This window comes from Desulfoluna sp. HI9BLuna, assembly GCF_056829775.1.
This window is the reverse complement of record NZ_CP186555.1, coordinates 3,889,468-3,910,446: the sequence shown is the minus strand read 5'-3', so window position 1 is coordinate 3,910,446 and position 20,979 is coordinate 3,889,468. Positions and strand designations below refer to the sequence as shown.

The 20,979-nt window shown below is 60.2% G+C and carries 20 protein-coding genes; 12 read left to right on the top strand and 8 right to left on the bottom strand.

Translation table 11 applies throughout. The features are described from left to right. Positions 1-38: 38 nt before the first annotated feature. A complete protein-coding gene (locus ACOYW0_RS15800) occupies positions 39-914 on the bottom strand; it encodes a pseudouridine synthase (protein ID WP_482414790.1) in 876 nt (291 codons plus the stop codon). Beyond that, positions 911-1,618 (bottom strand): dethiobiotin synthase, encoded by a 708-nt coding sequence (gene bioD / locus ACOYW0_RS15795; RefSeq protein WP_180137099.1) that lies wholly within the window; start codon positions 1,616-1,618, stop codon positions 911-913. Before bioD ends, ACOYW0_RS15800 begins: the two co-directional genes overlap by 4 nt. 433 nt (positions 1,619-2,051) lie before the next feature. Here bioD and ACOYW0_RS15790 point away from each other — a divergent pair, with 433 nt between their 5' ends. Continuing rightward, the gene (locus ACOYW0_RS15790; RefSeq protein WP_482414789.1) at positions 2,052-2,642 is read left to right on the top strand and encodes a CDP-alcohol phosphatidyltransferase family protein; all 591 of its coding nucleotides are present in this window, start codon (positions 2,052-2,054) and stop codon (positions 2,640-2,642) included. Positions 2,643-3,007: 365 nt separating this feature from the next. Here the strand turns inward: ACOYW0_RS15790 and ACOYW0_RS15785 are convergent, their stop codons facing one another. After that, entirely contained in the window at positions 3,008-4,150 is a 1,143-nt protein-coding gene (locus tag ACOYW0_RS15785; protein ID WP_482414788.1) for an ATP-binding protein, read from the bottom strand. A gap of 193 nt (positions 4,151-4,343) precedes the next feature. Here ACOYW0_RS15785 and ACOYW0_RS15780 point away from each other — a divergent pair, with 193 nt between their 5' ends. Next, positions 4,344-5,816, top strand: coding sequence for a sigma-54-dependent transcriptional regulator (locus ACOYW0_RS15780; protein WP_482414787.1), 1,473 nt, complete (start codon positions 4,344-4,346; stop codon positions 5,814-5,816). A 1-nt stretch (position 5,817) separates the two neighbouring features. Here ACOYW0_RS15780 and ACOYW0_RS15775 read toward each other — a convergent pair whose 3' ends face one another. Beyond that, positions 5,818-6,318, bottom strand: coding sequence for an acyl-CoA thioesterase (locus tag ACOYW0_RS15775; protein ID WP_482414786.1), 501 nt, complete (start codon positions 6,316-6,318; stop codon positions 5,818-5,820). Positions 6,319-6,525: 207 nt separating this feature from the next. On the opposite strand from ACOYW0_RS15775, the gene ACOYW0_RS15770 reads away from it, so the two are divergent. Then, on the top strand, positions 6,526-7,377 hold the full coding sequence (locus ACOYW0_RS15770; protein WP_482414785.1) for a ribonuclease H-like domain-containing protein: 852 nt from the start codon (positions 6,526-6,528) through the stop codon (positions 7,375-7,377). Between the two features lie 202 nt (positions 7,378-7,579). Beyond that, complete coding sequence (locus ACOYW0_RS15765) at positions 7,580-7,867, top strand: integration host factor subunit alpha (protein WP_180137105.1); 288 nt, start codon at positions 7,580-7,582, stop codon at positions 7,865-7,867. A gap of 526 nt (positions 7,868-8,393) precedes the next feature. Here ACOYW0_RS15765 and ACOYW0_RS15760 read toward each other — a convergent pair. From ACOYW0_RS15760 to ACOYW0_RS15750, 3 genes are all read right to left on the bottom strand, one after another. Then, a complete protein-coding gene (locus ACOYW0_RS15760; protein ID WP_482414784.1) occupies positions 8,394-12,464 on the bottom strand; it encodes a hypothetical protein in 4,071 nt (1,356 codons plus the stop codon). Positions 12,465-12,634: 170 nt separating this feature from the next. Further along, on the bottom strand, positions 12,635-13,363 hold the full coding sequence (locus ACOYW0_RS15755; protein WP_482414783.1) for a tRNA1(Val) (adenine(37)-N6)-methyltransferase: 729 nt from the start codon (positions 13,361-13,363) through the stop codon (positions 12,635-12,637). Continuing rightward, complete coding sequence (locus ACOYW0_RS15750) at positions 13,356-13,706, bottom strand: DciA family protein (RefSeq protein ID WP_482414782.1); 351 nt, start codon at positions 13,704-13,706, stop codon at positions 13,356-13,358. Before ACOYW0_RS15750 ends, ACOYW0_RS15755 begins: the two co-directional genes overlap by 8 nt. 274 nt (positions 13,707-13,980) lie before the next feature. Here ACOYW0_RS15750 and hflK point away from each other — a divergent pair, with 274 nt between their 5' ends. Together hflK and hflC are read left to right on the top strand one after the other, a co-directional pair. Continuing rightward, positions 13,981-14,928: an FtsH protease activity modulator HflK gene (gene hflK / locus ACOYW0_RS15745; protein WP_482414781.1), complete on the top strand. Its 948-nt coding sequence runs from the start codon at positions 13,981-13,983 to the stop codon at positions 14,926-14,928. Beyond that, complete coding sequence (gene hflC, locus ACOYW0_RS15740; protein ID WP_482414780.1) at positions 14,925-15,866, top strand: protease modulator HflC; 942 nt, start codon at positions 14,925-14,927, stop codon at positions 15,864-15,866. Before hflK ends, hflC begins: the two co-directional genes overlap by 4 nt. Positions 15,867-16,026: 160 nt before the next feature. Here hflC and ACOYW0_RS15735 read toward each other — a convergent pair whose 3' ends face one another. Then, positions 16,027-16,125, bottom strand: a complete 99-nt coding sequence (locus tag ACOYW0_RS15735; RefSeq protein ID WP_073474648.1) for a 30S ribosomal protein bS22 — start codon at positions 16,123-16,125, stop codon at positions 16,027-16,029. A gap of 268 nt (positions 16,126-16,393) precedes the next feature. Between ACOYW0_RS15735 and ACOYW0_RS15730 the strand changes: the two genes are divergently transcribed. The 6 genes from ACOYW0_RS15730 to tolR all read left to right on the top strand — a co-directional run bounded on the left by ACOYW0_RS15730 (position 16,394) and on the right by tolR (position 20,951). Continuing rightward, entirely contained in the window at positions 16,394-16,918 is a 525-nt protein-coding gene (locus ACOYW0_RS15730; protein ID WP_482414779.1) for a hypothetical protein, read from the top strand. Positions 16,919-17,067: 149 nt separating this feature from the next. Further along, the gene (locus ACOYW0_RS15725) at positions 17,068-17,280 is read left to right on the top strand and encodes an FmdB family zinc ribbon protein (RefSeq protein WP_180137112.1); all 213 of its coding nucleotides are present in this window, start codon (positions 17,068-17,070) and stop codon (positions 17,278-17,280) included. A gap of 264 nt (positions 17,281-17,544) precedes the next feature. Beyond that, positions 17,545-17,838 carry a co-chaperone GroES gene (gene groES / locus ACOYW0_RS15720; protein WP_092207912.1) on the top strand — a complete coding sequence of 98 codons (294 nt, stop codon included), beginning with the start codon at positions 17,545-17,547 and terminating at the stop codon, positions 17,836-17,838. A gap of 89 nt (positions 17,839-17,927) precedes the next feature. After that, positions 17,928-19,580, top strand: a complete 1,653-nt coding sequence (groL, locus tag ACOYW0_RS15715) for a chaperonin GroEL (protein WP_482414778.1) — start codon at positions 17,928-17,930, stop codon at positions 19,578-19,580. A gap of 250 nt (positions 19,581-19,830) precedes the next feature. Further along, positions 19,831-20,541, top strand: coding sequence for a protein TolQ (gene tolQ / locus ACOYW0_RS15710; RefSeq protein WP_180137114.1), 711 nt, complete (start codon positions 19,831-19,833; stop codon positions 20,539-20,541). After that, positions 20,538-20,951 carry a protein TolR gene (tolR, locus tag ACOYW0_RS15705; RefSeq protein WP_180137115.1) on the top strand — a complete coding sequence of 138 codons (414 nt, stop codon included), beginning with the start codon at positions 20,538-20,540 and terminating at the stop codon, positions 20,949-20,951. Before tolQ ends, tolR begins: the two co-directional genes overlap by 4 nt. The last annotated feature ends 28 nt before the right edge of the window (positions 20,952-20,979 follow it).

Genomic DNA, 20,979 nt, shown 5'->3' with positions numbered 1-20,979 from the left:
TTCCCCATGGGCGCTGGTTGTTGCCTCGGTGCACACAGTCAATCAAGGGATCTTGGCGAGATAAAACGGCGTGGTGTCTGGGTGACGGGGTCGATGAAACGCACCTCTTTGGCCAAGAGCTTCAAGGGGCGCTCAAAATCGGGCGGGGCCTCTTCCAGGAGGTCCGGGTAGAGGCGATCGTTTTCAATGGGGGCGCCGATGGCGCACATATGGAGGCGTACCTGGTGTTTCTTGCCGGTGACAGGGGAGATACGGAACAGTCCGCCCGCCCCCTTTGGTTCCATAAGTTTAATGGTGGACTCGGCGTTGCAGGGCCCCTCCCCTACGGCCATGCGGAACCAGGGATCTCCCTTGACGAGTCGGTTCGTCACATGAAAGGGGCCGACGACCTCCGGGCGGCTCAGGGAGAGGGCCTCGTAGACCTTGCTCACCTTTTTTTCCATGAACAGCCCCTGGTAGAGCCCGCGGGTCTCTTTTTGCCTGGAAAAAAGCACCAGGCCTGCGGTCTCGCGATCAATGCGGTTTACGGGGATCAACTCCGGGTTGTCGAAGCGGTTCCGTAACCGGGTAAGAAGGGTCTCGTTGACGAATTTACCGGCAGGGATCACGGGCAGAAAGTGGGGCTTGCAGGCAACGATGAGGTGATCATCCACATGAACCACCTCTTCGGCAAAGGGGATGGGATCTTCATGGGCCACCTCCCGATAGTAGCGCAGCACCATCAGGGGGGAGACCACGGCATCCCGGGTAAGGGCCGCGCCCTTTTCATCGGTGACGAGACCGGAGTCTAAGCGCGCTTCCCAGACGTCCGAAGACACGGCAGGAAAGCGCGCTTCCAGAAACGCCAGGATGGGGGTCCCCGAAGGCACCGCCTCTCCCACCGTCACCGTGGACGCATAAGGACTCCGGCTCATTCCGCTTCCAGCCCCAGGGCCCGCACCAGGGGAAGCAGGCGCTCGGCCATGGCGTCGGCCTCGGTCTCGATGCAGCACATGCGCCCGATGGACGCCACGGGACGAATACCCGTAATGCGGGCCACGGCCTCCATGTGCTCTGCGATCATCACCGGCTCTGTAGAGCCGTCCCGGTCGATGAAGACCACGAAGGGGTGGGTGATGCCCCGGCTGGCCATGGCCTCCAGGGTAAGCAGGGTGTGGTTGATGGTCCCAAGGCCTGCGCGGGCGGCAACAACATGGATAAATTTTTCTTCGGCCAGGAGGTCGATGACGTTCAAACGCTCGGTCACCGGCACCAGGGCACCGCCAGCCCCTTCCACCACCAGGGGGCGGCCCAGGGCCCTCTTTTCCTGAATAAAGGTCTTGAACGCCTCGGGGTCGATCTTTTTCCCCTCTTCCCGGGCCGCGAAATAGGGAGCCTTGGCTTCCCGGAAGCAGTAGAGGACAGAATCCTTGGCTTCGTCACGCCCGCCCATGAGGGTGAGCACAAAGGAGGGGTCGCTGTACGGATGCGTGGGGCTGTGGCAACCGGTCTGAAAGGGTTTCAGGTAAAGGGGATCCAGGCCCTGGGCGCGAAGGATTTTCATCACCAGAAGTGAAAGGACGCTCTTTCCGACATCGGTGTCGGTGCCGGTAATGCAGATGTCTCGGATGGGGGACATGACGGTCTCCAAATCACGGGTTGGGGGCCACGGAAAAACGGCATGGTAACAGCCCGCGCATCGAACGTGCGGCCCGGAAATCCCGGGGGGCCGCCGTTTCCATAATCCATGCGTGGGATCCAAAGCCCCTTGATGGCTGACGGAGGGTGTCCCGCCGGGATTACCCGAAGGTCAGCTTCCGTGGACAGCCTGAAAGACGAATGGGTATAGTGGTACTATGAACAAAAACATATTTCAATCACCTGCGAACCCCATCAGATGTTCCCTGCCCCGGCCGGGAACACAAAAAAAGATCGCACACAAACCTTTTCGTGGATATCCTCCTTGCGAAGGGGAACCTGCGGTGATATGAAGTGTACATTGTTCAAAGAACAATGCAAAAGCCCTGCCATTGGGACTTTTCCTCAGATTCTCACTCGGAGCACACCCACGTATGGCTGGAAAGATAGCACGAACGATCCTATATGCCGTCCCCAACACCCTGAGCCTCTTCCGGCTCGCCTGTTCACCGGTAATCCTCTGGTTTGCCTGGAACGGAGAAGAACGCCCTTTCCTGGCCTTCCTCACCTCTGCCCTGATCTCAGACCTTTTTGACGGTGCCATTGCACGCATGCTCAAGCACACCACGGAACTGGGCGCCAAGCTCGACAGCATGGCCGACTTCCTCCTGGCCCTGGCGGTCCTGCCCTGCATCTGGTGGCTCTGGCCCCATCTCCTGGAGGCGGAACTGCGCTACTTCATGATCGTGCTGGTGGGGAGCTTTGCCCAGCTCACCTGCGGCTACGTCAAGTTCGGCAGAACCCCAAGCTATCACACATGGACCTCCAAAAGCGCCACCCTGCTCCTCTCCATCTCCCTGCTCGTCCTCCTCTACACCCAGGACATGAGCGGCCCCTTCCGGTTCTCCGCCATCCTCCACCTGGCCTCCACCGTGGAGTCCATTCTCATCACCCTCATCCTTCCCAGGTGGAACTACAACGTCCACTCCATCTGGCACGCCCTGGAACACTCAAAAGATAAATAATAAACGCCTCCGGCGGCCCTGCCGGGGGCTAAACGTTTAAAAAGTTAAACAAACAGATTTAAAACAAGACTTTCCAGGCTTCGCAGGGATACATTCGACTTTTTCGCTTTATTTGCGGAGCTTTGTTTCAAAAAAGCGACTCGTAATAGTTTTCTAATTAAAATCAATCAATTACCCAATACCACTCATCGTATTTCCAGAAAAATGAAATGGGCCTATCATGAAAAAGCGGTTGCCAGACATCACACATCAAGCGAATGCTCCGAAAACGTTTGCATGATGACTGCATCCATGCATTCGCCATAGGGTTTCAAGGTGCCCCCACCTTGCCGCCGGAGGCACGCTTTTTAAGGCAAACTGAACCGTTAGAATCTCGCCTTCAGCCGAACCAGAAAAGCGCGGGCACCGAAGGCGACCACCTTGGGGCTCAGCCGGAGGAAAAGGCGGGTAAAGCTTTCCGAAGGGGGGATGTACAGGGGGTTGGGTTCCAGGGAGATGGCCCCTTCCGGGCAGGCGGAGAGGCAAGCGGCGCAGCCGATGCACCGGGTGGGGTCGTAGCGGTGTTCTTTGTTTTCGATGGTGTGAGCGCGGGTGTTGCAGGGGCGCAGGCAGCGACCGCAGTTCGTGCAGGCTTTGGCATCCACCACGGCCTTGAAGCGGGGCTCGGCCATGAGGGCCATGCCGCCGAAGTGGTTGATGGTCTCCAGGCCATGGCAGCAGCAGTCGCAGCAGGTGCAAATGGCGTTGGGGCTTTCGTGGGAGACATTGGCGGTGAGCAGCACGAGGTTTCTCTCCCAGCGTTCCCGGATCACGGCCCGCATCTCCTCGCGGGTGACGTGGTACCCGGTGCCCTGGGGCACCACGCCTTCGGCAAAGGAGCCGAAGAGCAGGCAGCCGTCCTCCACCCGGGCCCGTTTGCAGCGGCCGCCGGCAAAGGCCACGGACTGTCGGCACTGGCAGACGTTCAGGATAGCAAAGGTGTCGTGGGCGGCCAGGAGTTTTTCCACCAGGTCGGCGTCGGCCACGGTCTGCTGGTGGGACACATGCTCCTCGATGGGGATATTGCGGATGGCAGGGGCCCGGACCCAGCCTAAGAAATCCTTCACATACCCCGTGCCGAAGAGCCGGGTGATGCGATCTCCAAAGCCCCGGTGCATGGGGGTCTCTTTGCCGTTCATGAGAAAATACTCGAAGATCCCCGGGATCAGGGGCATAAGAGAATACCCGGACGACCCGCCATAGATCACCCGCCGCGCGGCAAGGCGTTCCAGGACGGGAAGGGCCTCTGCCTCGGCCATCTGCGCACGCCGGGCAACGGCCTTGAGCCCTTTGGGTACATAGGAGGGGAGGCCCAGGGCCACCCGGGCCTCTTCCGGGTCAAAAAGATGGCAGACCAAGGCTTGCAGTTCGTCTCCCATGGGTGGACCGATGAGCCACACCGAGCTGAAGCGCCGGGCCAGTTTTTTCTGGTGGATGTCGGGGGATATGTCTTCGCGGGGCATCATCATAGGGGTCTCCCAATGCATGTCATGAAGGATGGACGAAGGGCCGGGCATCGGATGCCGAGCGAAAATTTGCCTTTACTCTGGCATGGGTTCAAGGGCACACTCAGATGGTTTGTGTACCATCCATATCAACCGAAATCAACGCAAGGTCATCCATGTGCCTTTCATGCACAGCCGCGCCACCTGAGGAGAGCCCATGATCCGGCTTACCGACACCCAACGCATCTTCTTCGCCCTGGTCAGTGAAGCCATCTACGCCAACCCCTTTGCCGAGGAGCGGGAGGCCATCGACACCCGCATCGCAGGGCTCTTTCCCGGTGCCCGTGTGGAGAGCCTCATTGATGAGACCATCCGAGAGGTCAGCGCCCGGCTGGAGGCCCTTGAGCCGTCGGGTCGCCCCCGCATCGACCGGGTGGAGAAAAAAGACAAAACCCTTGTGGAGAACGCCCTGGTCTTTGAATTTTTCTATCTTTTCCGGGAGCGGTTCGACGCCCTGATCCACCGCCAGGTGGAGGCAGGGGACACCTCCCTGCCCGTCCCCTTTGCCGACGAGGCCCGGGCTTTTTTCCAGGACCGGGGGTTCTCCACAGACCAGTTCTGCCACTACATGGCCCTGTGTTACCAGCTCCGGCGCGCCTTTCTTTTGATCCGGGACTCCCTGGTGGGGGAGAGCCGGGCCATGCGCAACCTTCGGCGCGACCTCTGGAACAACGTCTTCACCCACGATATCGGCCTTTACGCCCGCTACCTCATCAACCGCATGGAGGATTTTTCCACCCTGCTTCTGGGAGAGACCGGCACGGGCAAGGGCACGGCTGCCATCGCCATCGGCCGAAGCGGCTACATCCCCTTTGACCCGGAACGCAAAACCTTCACCGAAAGCTTTACCCGCACCTTTGTCTCCCTGAACCTCTCCCAGTACCCGGAGACCCTGTTGGAGTCGGAACTTTTCGGCCACAAGAAAGGGGCCTTCACAGGGGCCGTGGAGGACCACAAAGGGGTTTTGGAACGGTGCAGCCCCAACGGGGCCATCTTTCTGGACGAGCTGGGCGAAATCCCGGCCCACACCCAGATCAAGCTCCTCCAGGTGCTCCAGGAACGCGAGTTCACCCCGGTGGGCAGCCACCTCAAGACCCGGTTCAACGGCCGGGTCATCGCCGCCACCAACCGCCCCTTTGAAGAGATCACGGGCAGCGGGGGGTTCCGGGACGATTTTTTCTACCGGCTCTGCTCGGACATCATCACCGTGCCTCCGTTGCGGGTCCGCATCGAAGAGGACCCCGAGGAGCTCACCACCCTTCTGAACCACACGGTGACCCGCATGGTGGGCAAGGCATCCCCCGAGTACACGGACATGGTCCTGGAGGTCATCCACCGCCAGCTCGGCCCCCACTACCCCTGGCCCGGCAACGTCCGGGAGCTGGAGCAGTGCACCCGAAGGGTCCTCATCAAGAAGAGCTACCTCCTCTCCCGGGATACGGACGACACCTCCCTCACCGAGGCCCTTGCCCGGGGAATCCGCAACGGGGAGATGGACCTGAAGGCCCTGACGTGCACCTATTGCGCCATGCTCTACAGGCGGTACGGCACCTACGGCGACGTGGCCCGCATCACGGGGCTGGACCGGCGCACTGCAAAAAAATACATCGAAACATTTGACGCGGACTGACTCAGGAGCCCGCCTTCTCCTGGCGGGCCAGCATGCGCTGCTTCTCCTCTAAACGATGGGCCCTTCGGTAACGGGCCTCTTCGTTTCGGCGGCTGTCCTCCGGGGTCTCCGGGAGCACGGGGAGCAACTTTTTCACCTTGGAGTCCTCGGCGTAGAGGGCCACAAAGGTGAGGTACGCGCTGGCCACGTGCTTTTTCTCACCGGTCAAAAGGTTCTCCCCTTCCACGCGCACTCCGATCTCCATGGAGGTACTCCCCACCATGTTGAGGCTCGCCTTCAAGGTGAGCAGCTCCCCGATGAACATGGGCTTGAAAAAATCCAGGCGGTCGATGGAGGCGGTGACGCAGTTGGTGCGGGAGTGGCGCGTGGCCACCACCCCTGCAGCGTTGTCGATGTACTTCATGATCACGCCGCCGTGGACGTTTCCCGCCGGGTTGGCGTCCTGGGGCAGCATGAGATGGGAGAGGATCACACGGCTTTCTGAGACGGGGTGTCCCTGCATAACGACTCCTTGTCAGGTTGGTGAAAATATGATGTTTATGGTGGGCTGACCCATGGATGGGTCGTAGGTCGGCTCCTTTCGGAGTGAAACGGCATAGCCGCCACCACCGGAAAACGTCCGGCAAGGGCATGGCAAGCTGCCAGCCGTCATGGCACAGGAAACATAATAACCCGGCAAGATCATTGTCAACATATTAAAGGAATTTCCGTGATTCAACACAGTTTCATCCACATGCAGGGGGTGGGCAAAGCCACCGAAGAGAAGCTCTGGCACCGGGGAATCACCACCTGGTCTCTCTACGAGGAGGCCCACGAACGGGGGGAAAAACTTCCCATGCCCGGCACCGTGCTTCCGGGCATCCGCACCTCCCGCCGCCGCTATGAAGAGGGCGACCTCCTCCACTTCGAGGGGCTCATGCCCGCCGGGGAGGCCTGGCGACTCTTTCCGGGCTTTCAAGAGACCACCTGCTACCTTGACATCGAAACCACGGGGGACGGTCCCTGGTGTGATATCACCACCATCGCCCTCTACGACGGCAACACCGTACGGACCTACGTCAACGGAGAGAACCTTGCCGACTTCGGGGAGGCTGTGTCCCCCTTCACCACCGTGGTGACCTACAACGGAAAATGCTTTGACATCCCCGTCATCCGACGCGTTTTAGGGATTCCCATGGAGATGGCCCACATCGACCTGCGCTACGTCCTGGGGAGCCTGGGCATCAAAGGCGGCCTCAAGCGCTGCGAAGAGACCCTCGGCATGGGTCGCACGGACCTGGCCGGTGTGGACGGCTCTTCTGCCGTGGTGATGTGGGACCGTTACAAACGGACCGGGGAGCGGCGCTACCTGGAGACCCTTCTGGCCTACAACGTAGCGGACACCGTCAACATGGAGCCCCTCCTGATGGAAGCCTGCCGCATGCGCAGGGACGCACTCCCCGAGGGAGCCAGGTTTTCCCTTCCCACCCCGGGAAGCCCCCACCTCCCTTACGCTCCCGACCATGGAGTCATTGAGGAGATGCGCCGGATTTACCGATCCTCCCACGGGAACCCGTGGTAACCATGATAGATCCTCGCGGCCCATTGTCAGGTGAAGTCAGCGGGAATTGGTAAGCATGCTGACGTGCCCTTCAGTAAAAAAAACGTGCTTCCCCACCGTAACACTCTTGATTTTCATTAAAATTACCCATATAAAGAATAACTGTTTTGCACGCAACCCTTGGAACATCAAGTTTTGGAAATATCTTGCGGGAGCACCGACAATGGCACTTACGAAGACGAACATTGTGGATCAAGTTCAGGAAAGCATAGGGTATTCGAGGAAACGCAGCAGTGATCTTGTGGAGACCCTGATTGAAATCATCAAAGACACCATCGGGTCAGGAGAAGACGTCCTGGTCAGCGGGTTCGGAAAGTTCTGCGTCAAAGAAAAAGGCGCACGAAAAGGGCGCAACCCGGCCACGGGAGACGACATGATGCTGGAAAAGAGAAAGGTCGTCACCTTCAAATGCTCATCGGTTCTTCGGGACAGGATCAACGACCACCGCTGAACACCCCGTGTCTTCAGATTTCAAAAAAAAGCCCCCTTCGAGTCAGATCGAAGGGGGCTTTTTTTTATATCCCGATCAAACAAACAGGGGCCTTCCATGGTTAAAACGGGCGAAAAAACCAGCCTCCGGCGGCCAGGTGGGGGCACCTGGAAACCCTGTGGCGAATGCATGGGAGCAGACATCCTTCAAACGATTTCGGGGCATTCGCCTGATGTGTGACATGTGGCAACCGTTTTTGCAGGAGAAACCTATTTCATTCTTCTGGAAACACCATAAAGGGCATGTGGGATTCGCTTGACTTTAACCGGAAGGATTCCGGGGTCCCTACCGGGGGCAAAACGTTCGGACGCTTATCTTCAGCCCCTGCGGAGCTGAAGACAAGCAACTGGATTACCGGAAAGTTTTTGCGGAGCTTTTTCCAAAAAGCGACCAGCCGGAGGCAACTGAATGTTTAAATGCGTTGCCCCTGCGGCAGGGCCGCCGGGGCTTGCCATTGAGGCCAGCATTGGCAATAAAAGCCTTGGCGTTACGACTCGGGATGTTCCGCATCGGCGGCGGGCGCTTCCGGATCTTTCTTTTTTTCGGGCCTGCTCATCCAAAACCCGCCTTCCCCCAGGGAGCCTGCGGCCCATCGGCCCCATCCCACCACCTTCAGGGCCAGCCAGAGGGACCAGGCAAGCATCACCAGTCGAAAGCTCCACACCGGCAGGGTCCAGACGGCCGGTTCGGGGAAGGCCCCGGCCACCCGGTCCACGGTCCAGCGCAGCAAGATGGCGGTGGAGCCGTTGCCGGACACCTGCATGTCCGGGATCCCCAGGAGTCCTGCTCTCACCGCCTCAAAGAGGACCAGCACCACCAGCACGCCCCAGGCCACAAGGCCAAGCTGCATGCCGTTAAACACCAGGCGCTTTGAAGGCCGTTTGCGCCGCCTGACCTCCAGGGCGAAAAACCACCCGGCGGCCATCACCACGGCGGGCAGGCTGCGGGTCACAAGCCCCAGCCCCAGAAGGGCCCACTCGGTACCGGACAGGGGCGAAAAGGGGACCCGCCCCAACAGGGCCCCAGCCAGGATCACCAGGGCCACGATGCTCCACATCAGCACGGCAGGGCCCAGCACGGGCCCTTGGGTCCAGAGGATCCATCGATCCCTTGACAGGTGCATGATCAGGTCGATGTTTGAGGTGCTGCGGCCCAGGGAGAGATCGGGCATGGCAGTTTTGCGTGGTACCAGCAGACTGAACAGGGAAAAGCCTTTTGTATCGGAGGCTCGCCAGGAGACCCGGACCTCGGATTCTCCCGGGTCCACGGGTACGGTAAGGGCCCCGCCCTCCTCAGGAACGGGCACCGGCTCTCCTGAGACGGTCACTTCCTTGACGTTGGGGTTGAAACGGCTCGTCACCGCCACCTCCGCCCCCTTGGAGGCGCGGATGCCCGCTTCGAGTTCCATGCGGGTCTCCCCCCTGCCGGGCCGAAGGGTAACACGGGCCCGGTCCACGGTGAGGGTGCGTCCCACGGCACCGGCAAAGCGCGACACGGAAAGGTTCACGGCCTCTCCCCGCCTGGGCAGCCACACCATGCCTTTTCGGTCCGTGCCCCCTGTGGGGGCGATGCCCTTCCAGGCCAGGTGCCAGATGGGATCCAGGTGAAGGGTCCAGGCCTCCACCACGCGCCCGCTGTCCGGGGCCTTGAGGGCAAGGGGCGTGCCCGGGGGAAGCACGCTCTCCCATCGCCTCCTCGTCACCCCGGAGGGAAAGGTCACGGACACGGAGTCCCCGGTGCGCTTGACGCCTTTGAGGTCGGTTCGGATCTCCTCCCCTGCCAAAAGATCCAGGGACATCACCACCGGCGGTCCGGCAAGGTCCCCTCCGTTGCGGGTAACGGTGGTCACCACCCGCCACTCCAGACCGAACTCCATGCGGCGCTGCACGCGGAACCAGCTGAACAGTCGCCCTTTGCCGGTAAGAGGCCTGCCCGTGTCCCCATCTGCGGCCATGCGGGTGGCCCGGATCACCCCGTCCACCTGGAGGGTGTCGGTGAGCCCGGAGACCTGCCAGCCCTTGGTCCCCCCCACCCGCACCGTCCCCGGTGCAAGGGGGAACCGGAAGGTCCACTCACCTCCGCCACCCTCGGCGTTCAGGACCACGGTATGGATCCCGGGGGTCACTCGCACCCAGGTTTCCCCGTCCACCTTCAGAAGCTCACGTTTTCTTCCTCGCTTATCGGCCACCGAGGCGATGCGCCAGCTGCCGTCCCCGGACGGAAGGGGAACAGCCACGTGGGCCTGGGCATCCACCTGAAGCACCAGGCGCGCCGGGTCCGCCTCTTTCTGCGGCAGGGTCAGCTCGGCCCGGGACAGGGCAGCACAGAAGGGAGCGCAGGGAGGTGGTTCCGTGAGCCGGGAACGGAGTTCATCAAGGAGAGGTGCAGGGGGAAAGGCGTCGGCAAAAGCTCCCCGGGGAAGCAGGCAGAGAAAGACACCCAGCAGCAACAGGGCCTGGGCCCCCTGCCGCCGGAAAAAACCGCCGGGGGGCACCGGGGCTACCCGCAACAAAAGGAGAAGCAGCACAGCCACCCGAACCACATGGAGACCGCGCCGGAGGCTCGGTGGCACAAGGTGCAGGGTCACGCTGTGGGATTCGGCGGCCGGGCCCGTCACTGCGGCCACACGCATCCAGCGCCAGGATGGCAAAGCGGGCCCGGTCTGGGTCTCTCCCTCATCCGGGGGAAGGACCATCCGCGGGCGAGCCCTTTTCTCTGTTTTGGCAAGGCTGGAACGGGACACGACCTCATCCATCTGCATCATGGACTCCATGGGGGATTCCATGGGCCGAACAGCCCCGTCCGTTTCCATCCCAGCCCCGCGATACGTTCCCCCATGCCGCAGCTCCAGCTGGGGGTACAGGGCCTGGCGAAGCTGCTGGGATGCAAACACAAGGGAAACGGCAACAAGAGAGACGAGGACGGCTCCGTGAAGCCCCCTTACCCCCCGGCCCCACAGGCCGGCAAGCCGTCCGTCACCCTGGACGGTCAGACGCATCAGGGCGGTGGTGATCAGCACCGCCGGCCAGAGAAGGCCCGGGGAAAAGGGCTCCTGCCACACAAGGGCCAGGCCGGGAACAAAGAGGCACCCCCAAATCGGTCCCCAGAGCTTAAAGGCAGCCACCCCCACCACGAGAATCAGAAAAAAATCAAGGAGGGACCAGGCATCCAGAAACACACGCCCCGACTCCACGGCGGCCCCGGCAACGGCCAGAATCCCCCAGCCCACAGGCAGATGAACCACCATGGAGGTCCGGTCAAAGGCAAGGTTCCACCCCACGGGCAGGGCCATGGGGGAGGTGTCCCGGTCCATGCGGGAGACGGCATCAAGGGCAACGGCCCCTTTCTGCACCTCCACCCCGAACCGGTCCCGACCGGAGTCGGCCACCATGCGGTCCCGCCCGTCCAGGCGGATGCGCCCGGGCTGAAAGGGCCCGTCCGGAAGAGAGACAAATCGCCGGGCATTGAGCTCACCGGAAATCCGGTCCCTCACCGTGGCCCCGCCCCCGTCAAAATCGAGCCACACCTCCCGGTCCAGGGTGAGGCGCGATGCGCCCTTCCCCTGGCCCCGCCTCACCTCGGTGACGCCAAGGACATCGTCCTTTTTCGCCAGGTACGCGGGAAAGCGTTTCCAGGCCTCGGGCAGACGGGTCATGTGGGGGTCCACCTGTTTCAAGCCCTCCAGGGAAACCAGCCGCATGGAGGACGAGCGCCTGAACACCCAGACCTCCGGGCCAAAAGGGGCTGCAAAGGGAGCAAGGGTGGAAAGGATATCGTCGTACACCGCGGTGACGGTCACCGTCCATTTTCCCGGTTTCACGTCCACTTCAAGGCTTCCGTCCTCCCCCATGCGGGCAGGCAGGTCACTGGACAGGGAGACCGGAGAGGTGTCGGCCAGGAGAATCCCCTCCAGGGTTTCCCGGCGCTTGCCCCCTGAGACCGAAAGGGTAAGGCGTGTGGTGACGGTGGCGGGCAGGACGTCGGCAAAGAGCCGCGCCGCCTCCACGGAGAGCTGGTCGTTCTCCCTGGGCGTCTGCCGTGGGCGATTCATCCAGAGGCGATGGTCGCCGTCAAGGTAGGGGGCTTCCACCACACCGTCGTCCACGGTCAGGGCAACGGAGGCAGTGGCGGGGGGCACGGAGATGGCGTGGGGACGGCGGGTCCAGCTGAACCGGCCGGAAAGGCTGTGGGTCCCGGCCCCAAGGTAGACCCGGGGCCTGCCGTCAGCCAGGGTCACGGGGATGGGGGCGCCGTCGGCCGTCACCGTGTGGGGCCTCAGGGAGGTGTCCCCGGGAAGGCCCACGAACCCGTCGGCAAAAAGGGTCACCTCCTGGCGGAAGCGTCCCTGCGCCTGGTCCGCCACCAAGTGAAGGGTTCCCGGCCAGAGGCATAAAACGCGGTCGCTCTCCCCGTTGAGTCCGGGGCAGGCCACCTGCGCCTCACCGTCCATGACCCACCCCTGCCAGGGTGCCAGGGGTTCCGGTACCGTCACCTCATCCGACGCCCACCCTGCCGCGCTTGCCAGCAACACGAAAAAAACCGTCAACAACCGTTTCATCCCCATCTCCTTAGAACGCTGAGTGCACATGCCCGTTTTCCCCGACTCACAGCCACCCTGGAGCCAGGGCCGAAAAATCCATGCGGATAACGCCTTTTGTCAACCAGGCAACAGGCTGGCCCCTTCAGGGCCGCAGGGGTCGAAGCGACGACCCGTCGCCATCAACCATCCTATTTTTTAAACATTTTATCAACCTCATCCGTCAGGGTCCCGTCGTGTTGATGGACCGTCAGGGGAGGCAGGGTGTGGAAGGATCCGGGAAGCCTGCCAAGGGAGAGAAGCAGGCGTTTGGGGGGCGCACCGGCATGGGAACTGACCATGCGGAGCCGCAGGGGGTAGAGTTTTTTCTGTTGCGCGGCCGCCAGCACCTCTTCGCACCGCTCCGCCGGATAGACCAGGTGAAAGGTCCCGGAGGGCGACAGGTTGGCAAAGGCTGCATCCAAGAGCTGGGGAAGGGAGAGGCTTACCTCATGGCGGGCGATGGCTTTCTGGTCCCGGGGGTTGAGGCGGCCACGGCCCAAAGGGGTGTAGGGCGGATTGCTGATCACCAGGTCAAAGGGGCCACCGGGATAAGGCCCCTGGCACCGGCGCATGTCGGCATGGTGGATGAAGGCCCGATGGGAGAAGTTGTTTTCCAGAGCGTTTCGCCGGGCAAGGCGGGCAAGGGAGGCCTGGAGCTCCACCCCCACCACCTGTTTCAGGCCGGGGTACCGACACGCCAGGACCAGGGGCATCACCCCGCAGCCACACCCCAGGTCCAGGAGGGATTCCGCGTCTCCGGCCTCGGCAAAATGGGCCAGCAGCACCGAGTCCATGGAGAACCGGTACCCCCTCTTCTCCTGATAGAGGACCAGCTCGCCGTCAAAGAGGGTGTCTGCGGTGAGCTCGGTGTCACCCACGCTCATCCTCCGCCACGTGGCCGATGGAAAAACGGATCTCCCGAAGGGTGTCCTCCCCGAGCTGTGCGTTGATCCTGGCCACGATCTCGTCTTTCATCATGGACAGGTGGTGAATCCACACAGAGCTGTCCACGGTGACAAGCAAAAGGGTCCCTTTGAACGCCTTGGGGCGGGTGTGGCGCGCCACCTCTTCGCCCACGGCCTCGGTCCAGGTCTTCCAGAGGGAGAGCAGTTCAAGGTCCGCACGCTGGGTCAAAGAGCCCAACTGTTGTGACAGGAGATCCCCCACATGGGTGGCCCCGTCTTTTTTTCCATGTCGTTTCATGGCTCGAAGATTCAACATACCTGCCCCTGCCTGTCAACCTCCGGTGTGGTCCCTGTCGCAACTTTATGCGAGTTTCCACTTTGATCCTTGAAAGTTTTCACGCATTTTATTAGATTTTTAACAGTGTGCCTTCGGCATGAGACCCTTCACGAATCTGCAATCACAAACCACAGGAACCACTATGAATTGGGACTGGGACAAACTCAGAGAACAACAGAGTCAGAAAAAACCCTTCGGTGGCGGCGGAGGATCGGGCGGTGACGGCCCCAACCCCCCGCAGTTGGATGACCTGATGAATCAGTTTAGAAACTTCAGGCTCCCCGGCGGACTGATCCTCATCGTTCTTTTTCTTCTATTTTTCGGCAAATCCATGATCTACACCATCGGTGTCGGTGAAGTGGGCGTTATTCAGCGGTTCGGGCAGTACTCCCGCCAGACCCTGCCCGGCCTTCACCTGAAGCTGCCCATCGGCATCGAAAAACTCACCAAGGTCAACGTCGACATCATCCGGAAAGAGGAGTTCGGTTTCACCGAAAACCAATATTCCGGTCGGCCCGGCGTGACGCCCAGGGACGATGTATCCCTAATGCTCACCGGCGACCTCAATGTGGGCCTCGTGCCCTGGCTGGTGCAGTACCGCATTGAAGATCCGGTGAAATACCTCTTTGAGGTGGATCAGCCCGAGAACCTGCTGCGGGACATGGCCGAAGCGTCCATGCGTCTGGTGGTGGGGGACCGCACCATCAACGAGGTGATCATCAAGCGTGACGAAATCGCCATGGCGGCCAAGGAGAGACTCCAGAGGGAACTCAACGAGGCCAAGACCGGCATCACCATCTCCACCATCGAGATGAAAAAGACCAACGTGCCGGGACCGGTCCAGCCCTCCTTCAACGAGGTCAACAAGGCCCAGCAGGAGAAGGAGACCATGATCTACAAGGCGCGGGAAGCTTACAACACAGCCATCCCCGCAGCCCGCGGCGAGGCCGAACGCACCATCCGGGCGGCCGAAGGCTATGCCCTGGACCGCATCAACCGTGCCAAGGGTGACGCCTCCCGCTTCCTCTCCCTGTATGAAGAGTACGCCAAGGCCAAAGATGTCACCACCCGGCGCATCTACCTGGAAAAAATGGGCGAGATCCTGCCCAAACTCGGCCGGAAGTACATTGTGGATGAAAAACAGCAGAACCTGCTTCCCCTGCTGAACATGGGACCGGGCAAGGAGGCGATGGCCAAATGAAAACAACCGCAGTTTCAACCCTGATCCTTGTCTTTGCCGCCGTGGCCGTGCTGGTCATGTCCGCCTACACCGTGGACGAGACCGAGCAGGTGGTCATCACCCGCTTCGGTAAAGTCATCGGCGAACCCACCACCGACGCGGGGCTTCACTTCAAGCTCCCCTTTGTGGACCAGGTCAACCCCTTCCCCAAAAACCTGCAGCAGTGGGACGGGGAGAGCGGTGAGATCCCCACCCTCAACAAGACCTATATCCTGGTCAACACCTTTGCCCGCTGGCAGGTGGTGGACCCGGTCCTCTTCTTCCAGACCTGTCGGGACGTCCGCGGCGGCCTTATCCGCATCGGGGACATCATCGACCCGGCGGTGAAAAACGCCATCGCCTCCTACGACCTCATCGAGACGGTGCGGAACTCAAACCGCCTGGAGAACGTGGACGACCTGGTCCTGGGAGAGATCGGAGAGGAGTACGAAGCCAACCAGACCATCAAGGCGGGCCGTAGCGTCATCACCCACCAGATCATGGAAAACGCCGGGGAGAAGCTCAAGGGCTTCGGCATCAGCCTGGTGGACGTCAAGATCAAGCGGCTCAACTACCGTGACGACGTGCGAAATTCGGTCTACGACCGCATGATCGCCGAGCGAACCCAGATTGTGGAGAAGTTTCGGTCGGAAGGCCGGGGCGAGGCCCAGAAGATCCGGGGCGAGATGGAAAAAGAACTCAAGAAGATCGAGTCCGAGGCCTATCGAACAGCCCAGGAGCTCAAGGGTAAGGCCGATGCGGAAGTCACCAGCATCTATGCCGATGCCTACGGGCGGGATCCGGAGTTCTACTCCTTCACCAAATCCCTGGAGGTCTACGGGACCGCCCTCAACAAAGAGAGCACCCTGGTCCTGTCCACGGACTCCGAGTTTCTCAAGTACCTGAAAGAGAGGCGCTAGGGGATCATCTCCAGAGCAGGCTCAGTGCACGGCCCTTTCGGGGCCGTGCACTTACATCGCGCTTACCAGGCCGGCGCCTGCCCGGCCCTCGGACACAAAAAAAGCACCTGAGCGCAAGCGCCGGTGCTTTTTCTGTTTAAACAAAATCGGGATAGAAACCCTATTTGCCCTTGCGTCGCTGATGACGAGTACGGGCCAACAGTTTTCTATGCTTGTGCTTGCGCATCTTCTTGCGCCTTTTTTTAATCACGCTACCCAACAGACCACCTCCGTTCATAGAGATATTTTATGCAATCATAATCACATTGAATGTGTGTTTTGGTAACCGCCGAAGAATCAAACCGAGCGAAACATAAACGCTGCACGGTCAGGTACACGAAAAGAGCGTCTCTTCCATCATGCACTCACCCTGGGTAAACCCGGGAAAGCATGTAACTTCCTTACCTTTTCATCACTCTACGGCGTTACACAAAACAAGAAATTATCACCTTTACCCTCACTTTGTCCACATGTTTTTCCAGGAGACCATGGACCGACACCTTTTCAACAGCGACGAACTCACCCTGGTCAATCGGGCTGTCTCCGTTTCCGAGGAGCTGGTGAGCGACCATTACAAAATCTCGGAAAGCCAATGGCTTAGAAACCGATTTGACGTCAAGACCGGCAAAGACTTAACGGACCAGGAACGCGTGAACCAGGATGTCTTCGCCCAGGTCATCCGCTACCGGGGCGTGCCTTCCCCCAACGCGGGCGCCCCCCGGGAGTTCGATCTGTACATGATCTGCCTCCAGGATCACGCCATCCTGAAAGAGGTGGAGACCAACACCGACGTCTCCATCTTCCCCTTCCTCTGCTATATCTTCGTGCATGAGCTGGTCCACATCATCCGCTTCGGGCGTTTTCTCCAGAGTTTCACCACGCCCACGGCCCAGCGGGAGCCCGAAGAGAAACTGGTCCATGACCGGACCCGGGAGATCCTTTCAAGGACGAGCCTTCCCGGCATTGAAAAAATTATGTCCCAACACTGGGCGATCCGGCATTGCAGCAAATAAATCTGGGCCCATACCCCGGGGGATTTTTTTTAAAAGGGATTCTTGACAAGCGTTTTATCCTGATTATATTTCAGACGTTCAAACGCACAGGTCCCAGGCGTCAAGGCCTTTGAGATCTGATTCTTAGAAGCGACGAGGAGGTAACCACCATGCCGATTTATGAGTATGAATGCACCGAATGCGGTGAAGTGGAAGAGGCGGTCCAGAAAATGACCGATCCGCCCCTTACCCGGTGCAAAAAATGCTCCGGACCACTCCGCAAACTGATCTCCCACAGTTCCTTCCACTTAAAGGGTGGGGGATGGTACGCTGACTCCTACAGCAGTACGGGAGGCGGTTCCAGCACATCCGGCGGCTCTTAGGCCGGCCGGGCTTCAAGCAAGGCGCCACGCCTGGGCCCCCAGGCTCTGACGCAACCATGATGCACCTGCAGGACGTCACACAGTAAAAACGCAACGCACCCGCCCCCATGGGGGCGCGGCCTTCAACAAGCCGGGCGGCAGCTGTTTTTTGTGGATCTACTAAGGTGTCGTGGCATATATCGTGTTTATTTAACCAGACATTTCTTCTTCAGATAAACATCTTACACCATTTACGTGGATACAGCGCAAAGGAGAACAGGAATCATGAAAATCAGACCGTTACAGGACCGAGTATTGGTAGAACGTCTGGAAGAGCAAACCACCACCAAAGGCGGCATCATCATCCCCGACACCGCCAAAGAGAAGCCCGCAGAAGGGCGTATCGTGGCCGCAGGCCAGGGTAAAACCAAAGAAGACGGCAGCCTCATCCCCATGGAACTGAAAGTCGGCGACCGTGTTCTCTTCAGCAAGTACGCCGGAAGCGAAGTAAAATTCGACGGAAACGACTTCCTCATCATGGGCCAGGACGACATCCTCTGCGTCGTCGACGAAGCTTAGGCCCCGGTTGCAATCCACGACCTGACTGTAATAGATATTCTAACGACCTGAACTCAACATTTTCAACATACACGGAGGTTCGGTGAACCATGGCTAAACAGATTATTTACGATGCAAAAGCACGCGAAAAAATGCTGACCGGGGTCAAGACCCTTGCTGACGCTGTCGTCGTTACCTTAGGTCCCAAAGGCCGCAACGTTGTCATCGACAAATCCTGGGGTTCCCCCACGGTTACCAAAGACGGCGTCACCGTCGCCAAAGAGATCGAGCTGGAAGACAAATTCGAAAACATGGGTGCCCAGATGGTCAAGGAAGTTTCCTCCAAGACCAGCGACACCGCAGGCGACGGCACCACCACCGCCACCGTTCTCGCCCGAGCCATCTATGAAGAAGGCCAGCGCCTCGTGGTTGCCGGTAACAACCCCATGAGCATCAAGCGCGGCATCGACAAAGCCATCGAAACAGCCGTTAAAGAACTCGTCAAGATCTCCAAGCCCACCAAAGATCAGAATGAGATCGCCCAGGTTGGCACCATCTCCGCCAACAGCGACGCCACCATCGGCAACATCATCGCCGAGGCCATGAGCAAGGTCGGCAAAGAAGGCGTCATCACCGTTGAGGAAGCCAAGTCCATGGACACCACCCTGGACGTTGTGGAAGGCATGCAGTTCGACCGCGGCTACCTCTCTCCCTACTTCGTCACCGAAACCGAGAAGATGGTCTGCTCCCTCAACGACCCCTTCATCCTCCTCTGCGAGAAGAAGGTCTCCAGCATGAAAGACCTCCTGCCCATCCTTGAGCAGGTTGCCAAGACCGGCAAGCCCCTTCTCATCATCGCAGAAGACGTTGACGGCGAAGCCCTGGCCACCCTCGTGGTCAACAAGCTCCGCGGTACCCTCAACGTCTCCGCAGTCAAGGCTCCCGGCTTTGGCGACCGTCGCAAGGCCATGCTCGAAGACATCGCTGTTCTCACCGGCGGCCAGGTCATCTCCGAAGACCTCGGTGTCAAGCTTGAGAGCATCACCCTGGAAGACCTCGGCAAGGCCAAGAGCGTTGTCATCGACAAAGACAACTCCACCATCGTGGACGGCGCCGGTTCCCGTACCGCCCTGGAAGCCCGCGTGAAGATGATCCGCGCCCAGGCCGAAGAGTCCACCAGCGACTACGACCGTGAGAAGCTCCAGGAGCGTCTGGCCAAGCTCATCGGCGGTGTTGCCGTCATCAGCGTCGGCGCAGCCACCGAGACCGAGATGAAAGAGAAGAAGGCCCGGGTGGAAGATGCACTCAACGCCACCCGTGCTGCTGTTGAAGAGGGTATCGTCCCCGGCGGCGGCGTGGCCCTGGTTCGTTGCATCGACGCCCTTACCAAGATGAAGGTAAAAGCCGAAGAGAAGATCGGCGTCAAGGTCGTAATGCGCGCCATCGAAGAGCCCCTCCGCATGATCGCCAACAACGCCGGTGTCGAAGGCTCCGTCGTTATGGAAAAGGTCAAGAACAGCGAAGGTTCCTTCGGTTACAACGCGGCCACCGACGTTTACGAAGACCTCCTCGAAGCTGGCGTTATCGACCCCACCAAGGTGGTTCGTCTCGCCCTTCAGAACGCTGCTTCCGTAGCCTCCGTCATGCTCACCACCGAAGCGATGATCGCTGATCTTCCTTCCAAGGAAGAGCCTGCAATGCCCGCCGGAGCTCCCGGCATGGGCGGCATGGGTGGCATGGGCGGCATGGGCGGCATGATGTAAGACCGCTTCAGCGAAGGCGCCGCCCGGCGCCTTCCTGAGCCCCTGATATCCTCCCCCTTTTGCCCCGCGGGCAAAAGGGGGTTTCTATATGCTTTCAACGGGTTGCCCGACTTTATCCGCCCCACGGCCCTCCACCTCCAGCCTTGACACCCTGCCCCGGCTTGTATAGATTAACGTGAAACAGCGGCCGGGCGGTCGTTTCGCACGTTCTTGACACCTCCTTTTTTTGCCCAACATGGAGACGGCACACATGGCCAACGAGTCTTTAGGTATTTTTCAGATGATCAGCGGGGCCGGCCCCATGGTCAAACTGGTCCTCTTAACGCTTCTCTTCTTTTCCGTGACCTCCTGGACCATCATCATCCTTAAATTCCGAACCATCCGGCGCGCCCACAAGGAGTCCCTTGTCTTTGTGGAGACTTTCTGGAAGAGCAAAAACCTCTCCGACGCCTACTCCCTGGCCAAAGAGCTCAGCTACAGCTCCATCGGCAAGGTGTTCCGCACCGCCTACAGCGAGCTGAAAAAGCTCTCCAGCGCGGGCATCGGCGCCTCAAGCGAGGTGGGCATCGTCATGGGCGGCAACGGCCTGGACAACGTCCGACGCACCCTGCGCAGGGCCACCTCCCAGGAGGTCACCCGCCTCATGCAGCTCACCCCCTTCCTGGCCACCGCCGGCAGTACGGCCCCCTTCATCGGCCTCTTCGGAACGGTCTGGGGCATCATGAACTCCTTCCAGGGCATCGCCTACAAGGGCTCGGCCAACCTGGCCGTGGTGGCCCCGGGCATCGCCGAAGCCCTCATTGCAACGGCTGTGGGCCTCATGGTGGCCATTCCCTCGGTCATCGCCTACAACTATTTTGCCCAGCGCATCCGGATCATCGAGGTGGAGCTCAACAACTTCTCCTCGGACTTCTTGAACATCGTGGAGCGGGATATCCTGCGCAAAGGAAACGGAAAATGATCTCCGGCGGAAACGACAACGAGCTGATGAGCGAGATCAACGTCACCCCCTTTGTGGACGTGATGCTGGTGCTCCTCATCATCTTCATGGTGGCGGCCCCCATGATGACCCAGGGGGTGGACGTCGCCCTGCCCGAGGCAGCGGCGGGTTCCCTTGCCCGGGACGACGACGAACCCTTTTACGTCACCATCAAAGGTGGCGGAGAGATCTTCATCAACGATTTTCCCGTGGACTCGGACAGGCTCCGGCCCAAGCTCACCGCCCTTCTCAAGGAGCGGCCCGGGACCCGCGTCTTTCTGCGGGCCGACAAGTCCATCAGTTACGGCACGGTGGTTCGGACCATGGCCGAAATCAAGGGCGCCGGCGTGGAAAAATTAGGCATGGTAACGGAGCCCCTTGAAACCAAGTAATGATCCTCAGCACAGGTCCGGAACGAAG

Bases quoted from the DNA above. Each gene is read 5' to 3' on its own strand.
- tolR (WP_180137115.1), top strand. From the start codon at position 20,538: ATGATCTCCGGCGGAAACGACAACGAGCTGATGAGCGAGATCAACGTC.
- ACOYW0_RS15760 (WP_482414784.1), bottom strand. From the start codon at position 12,464: ATGAAACGGTTGTTGACGGTTTTTTTCGTGTTGCTGGCAAGCGCGGCA.
- hflK (WP_482414781.1), top strand. From the start codon at position 13,981: ATGAATCAGTTTAGAAACTTCAGGCTCCCCGGCGGACTGATCCTCATC.
- ACOYW0_RS15725 (WP_180137112.1), top strand. From the start codon at position 17,068: ATGCCGATTTATGAGTATGAATGCACCGAATGCGGTGAAGTGGAAGAG.
- ACOYW0_RS15800 (WP_482414790.1), bottom strand. From the start codon at position 914: ATGAGCCGGAGTCCTTATGCGTCCACGGTGACGGTGGGAGAGGCGGTG.
- hflC (WP_482414780.1), top strand. From the start codon at position 14,925: ATGAAAACAACCGCAGTTTCAACCCTGATCCTTGTCTTTGCCGCCGTG.
- ACOYW0_RS15765 (WP_180137105.1), top strand. From the start codon at position 7,580: ATGGCACTTACGAAGACGAACATTGTGGATCAAGTTCAGGAAAGCATA.
- ACOYW0_RS15780 (WP_482414787.1), top strand. From the start codon at position 4,344: ATGATCCGGCTTACCGACACCCAACGCATCTTCTTCGCCCTGGTCAGT.
- groL (WP_482414778.1), top strand. From the start codon at position 17,928: ATGGCTAAACAGATTATTTACGATGCAAAAGCACGCGAAAAAATGCTG.
- ACOYW0_RS15750 (WP_482414782.1), bottom strand. From the start codon at position 13,706: ATGTTGAATCTTCGAGCCATGAAACGACATGGAAAAAAAGACGGGGCC.
- tolQ (WP_180137114.1), top strand. From the start codon at position 19,831: ATGGCCAACGAGTCTTTAGGTATTTTTCAGATGATCAGCGGGGCCGGC.
- bioD (WP_180137099.1), bottom strand. From the start codon at position 1,618: ATGTCCCCCATCCGAGACATCTGCATTACCGGCACCGACACCGATGTC.
- ACOYW0_RS15785 (WP_482414788.1), bottom strand. From the start codon at position 4,150: ATGATGATGCCCCGCGAAGACATATCCCCCGACATCCACCAGAAAAAA.
- ACOYW0_RS15730 (WP_482414779.1), top strand. From the start codon at position 16,394: ATGGACCGACACCTTTTCAACAGCGACGAACTCACCCTGGTCAATCGG.
- ACOYW0_RS15790 (WP_482414789.1), top strand. From the start codon at position 2,052: ATGGCTGGAAAGATAGCACGAACGATCCTATATGCCGTCCCCAACACC.
- groES (WP_092207912.1), top strand. From the start codon at position 17,545: ATGAAAATCAGACCGTTACAGGACCGAGTATTGGTAGAACGTCTGGAA.
- ACOYW0_RS15775 (WP_482414786.1), bottom strand. From the start codon at position 6,318: ATGCAGGGACACCCCGTCTCAGAAAGCCGTGTGATCCTCTCCCATCTC.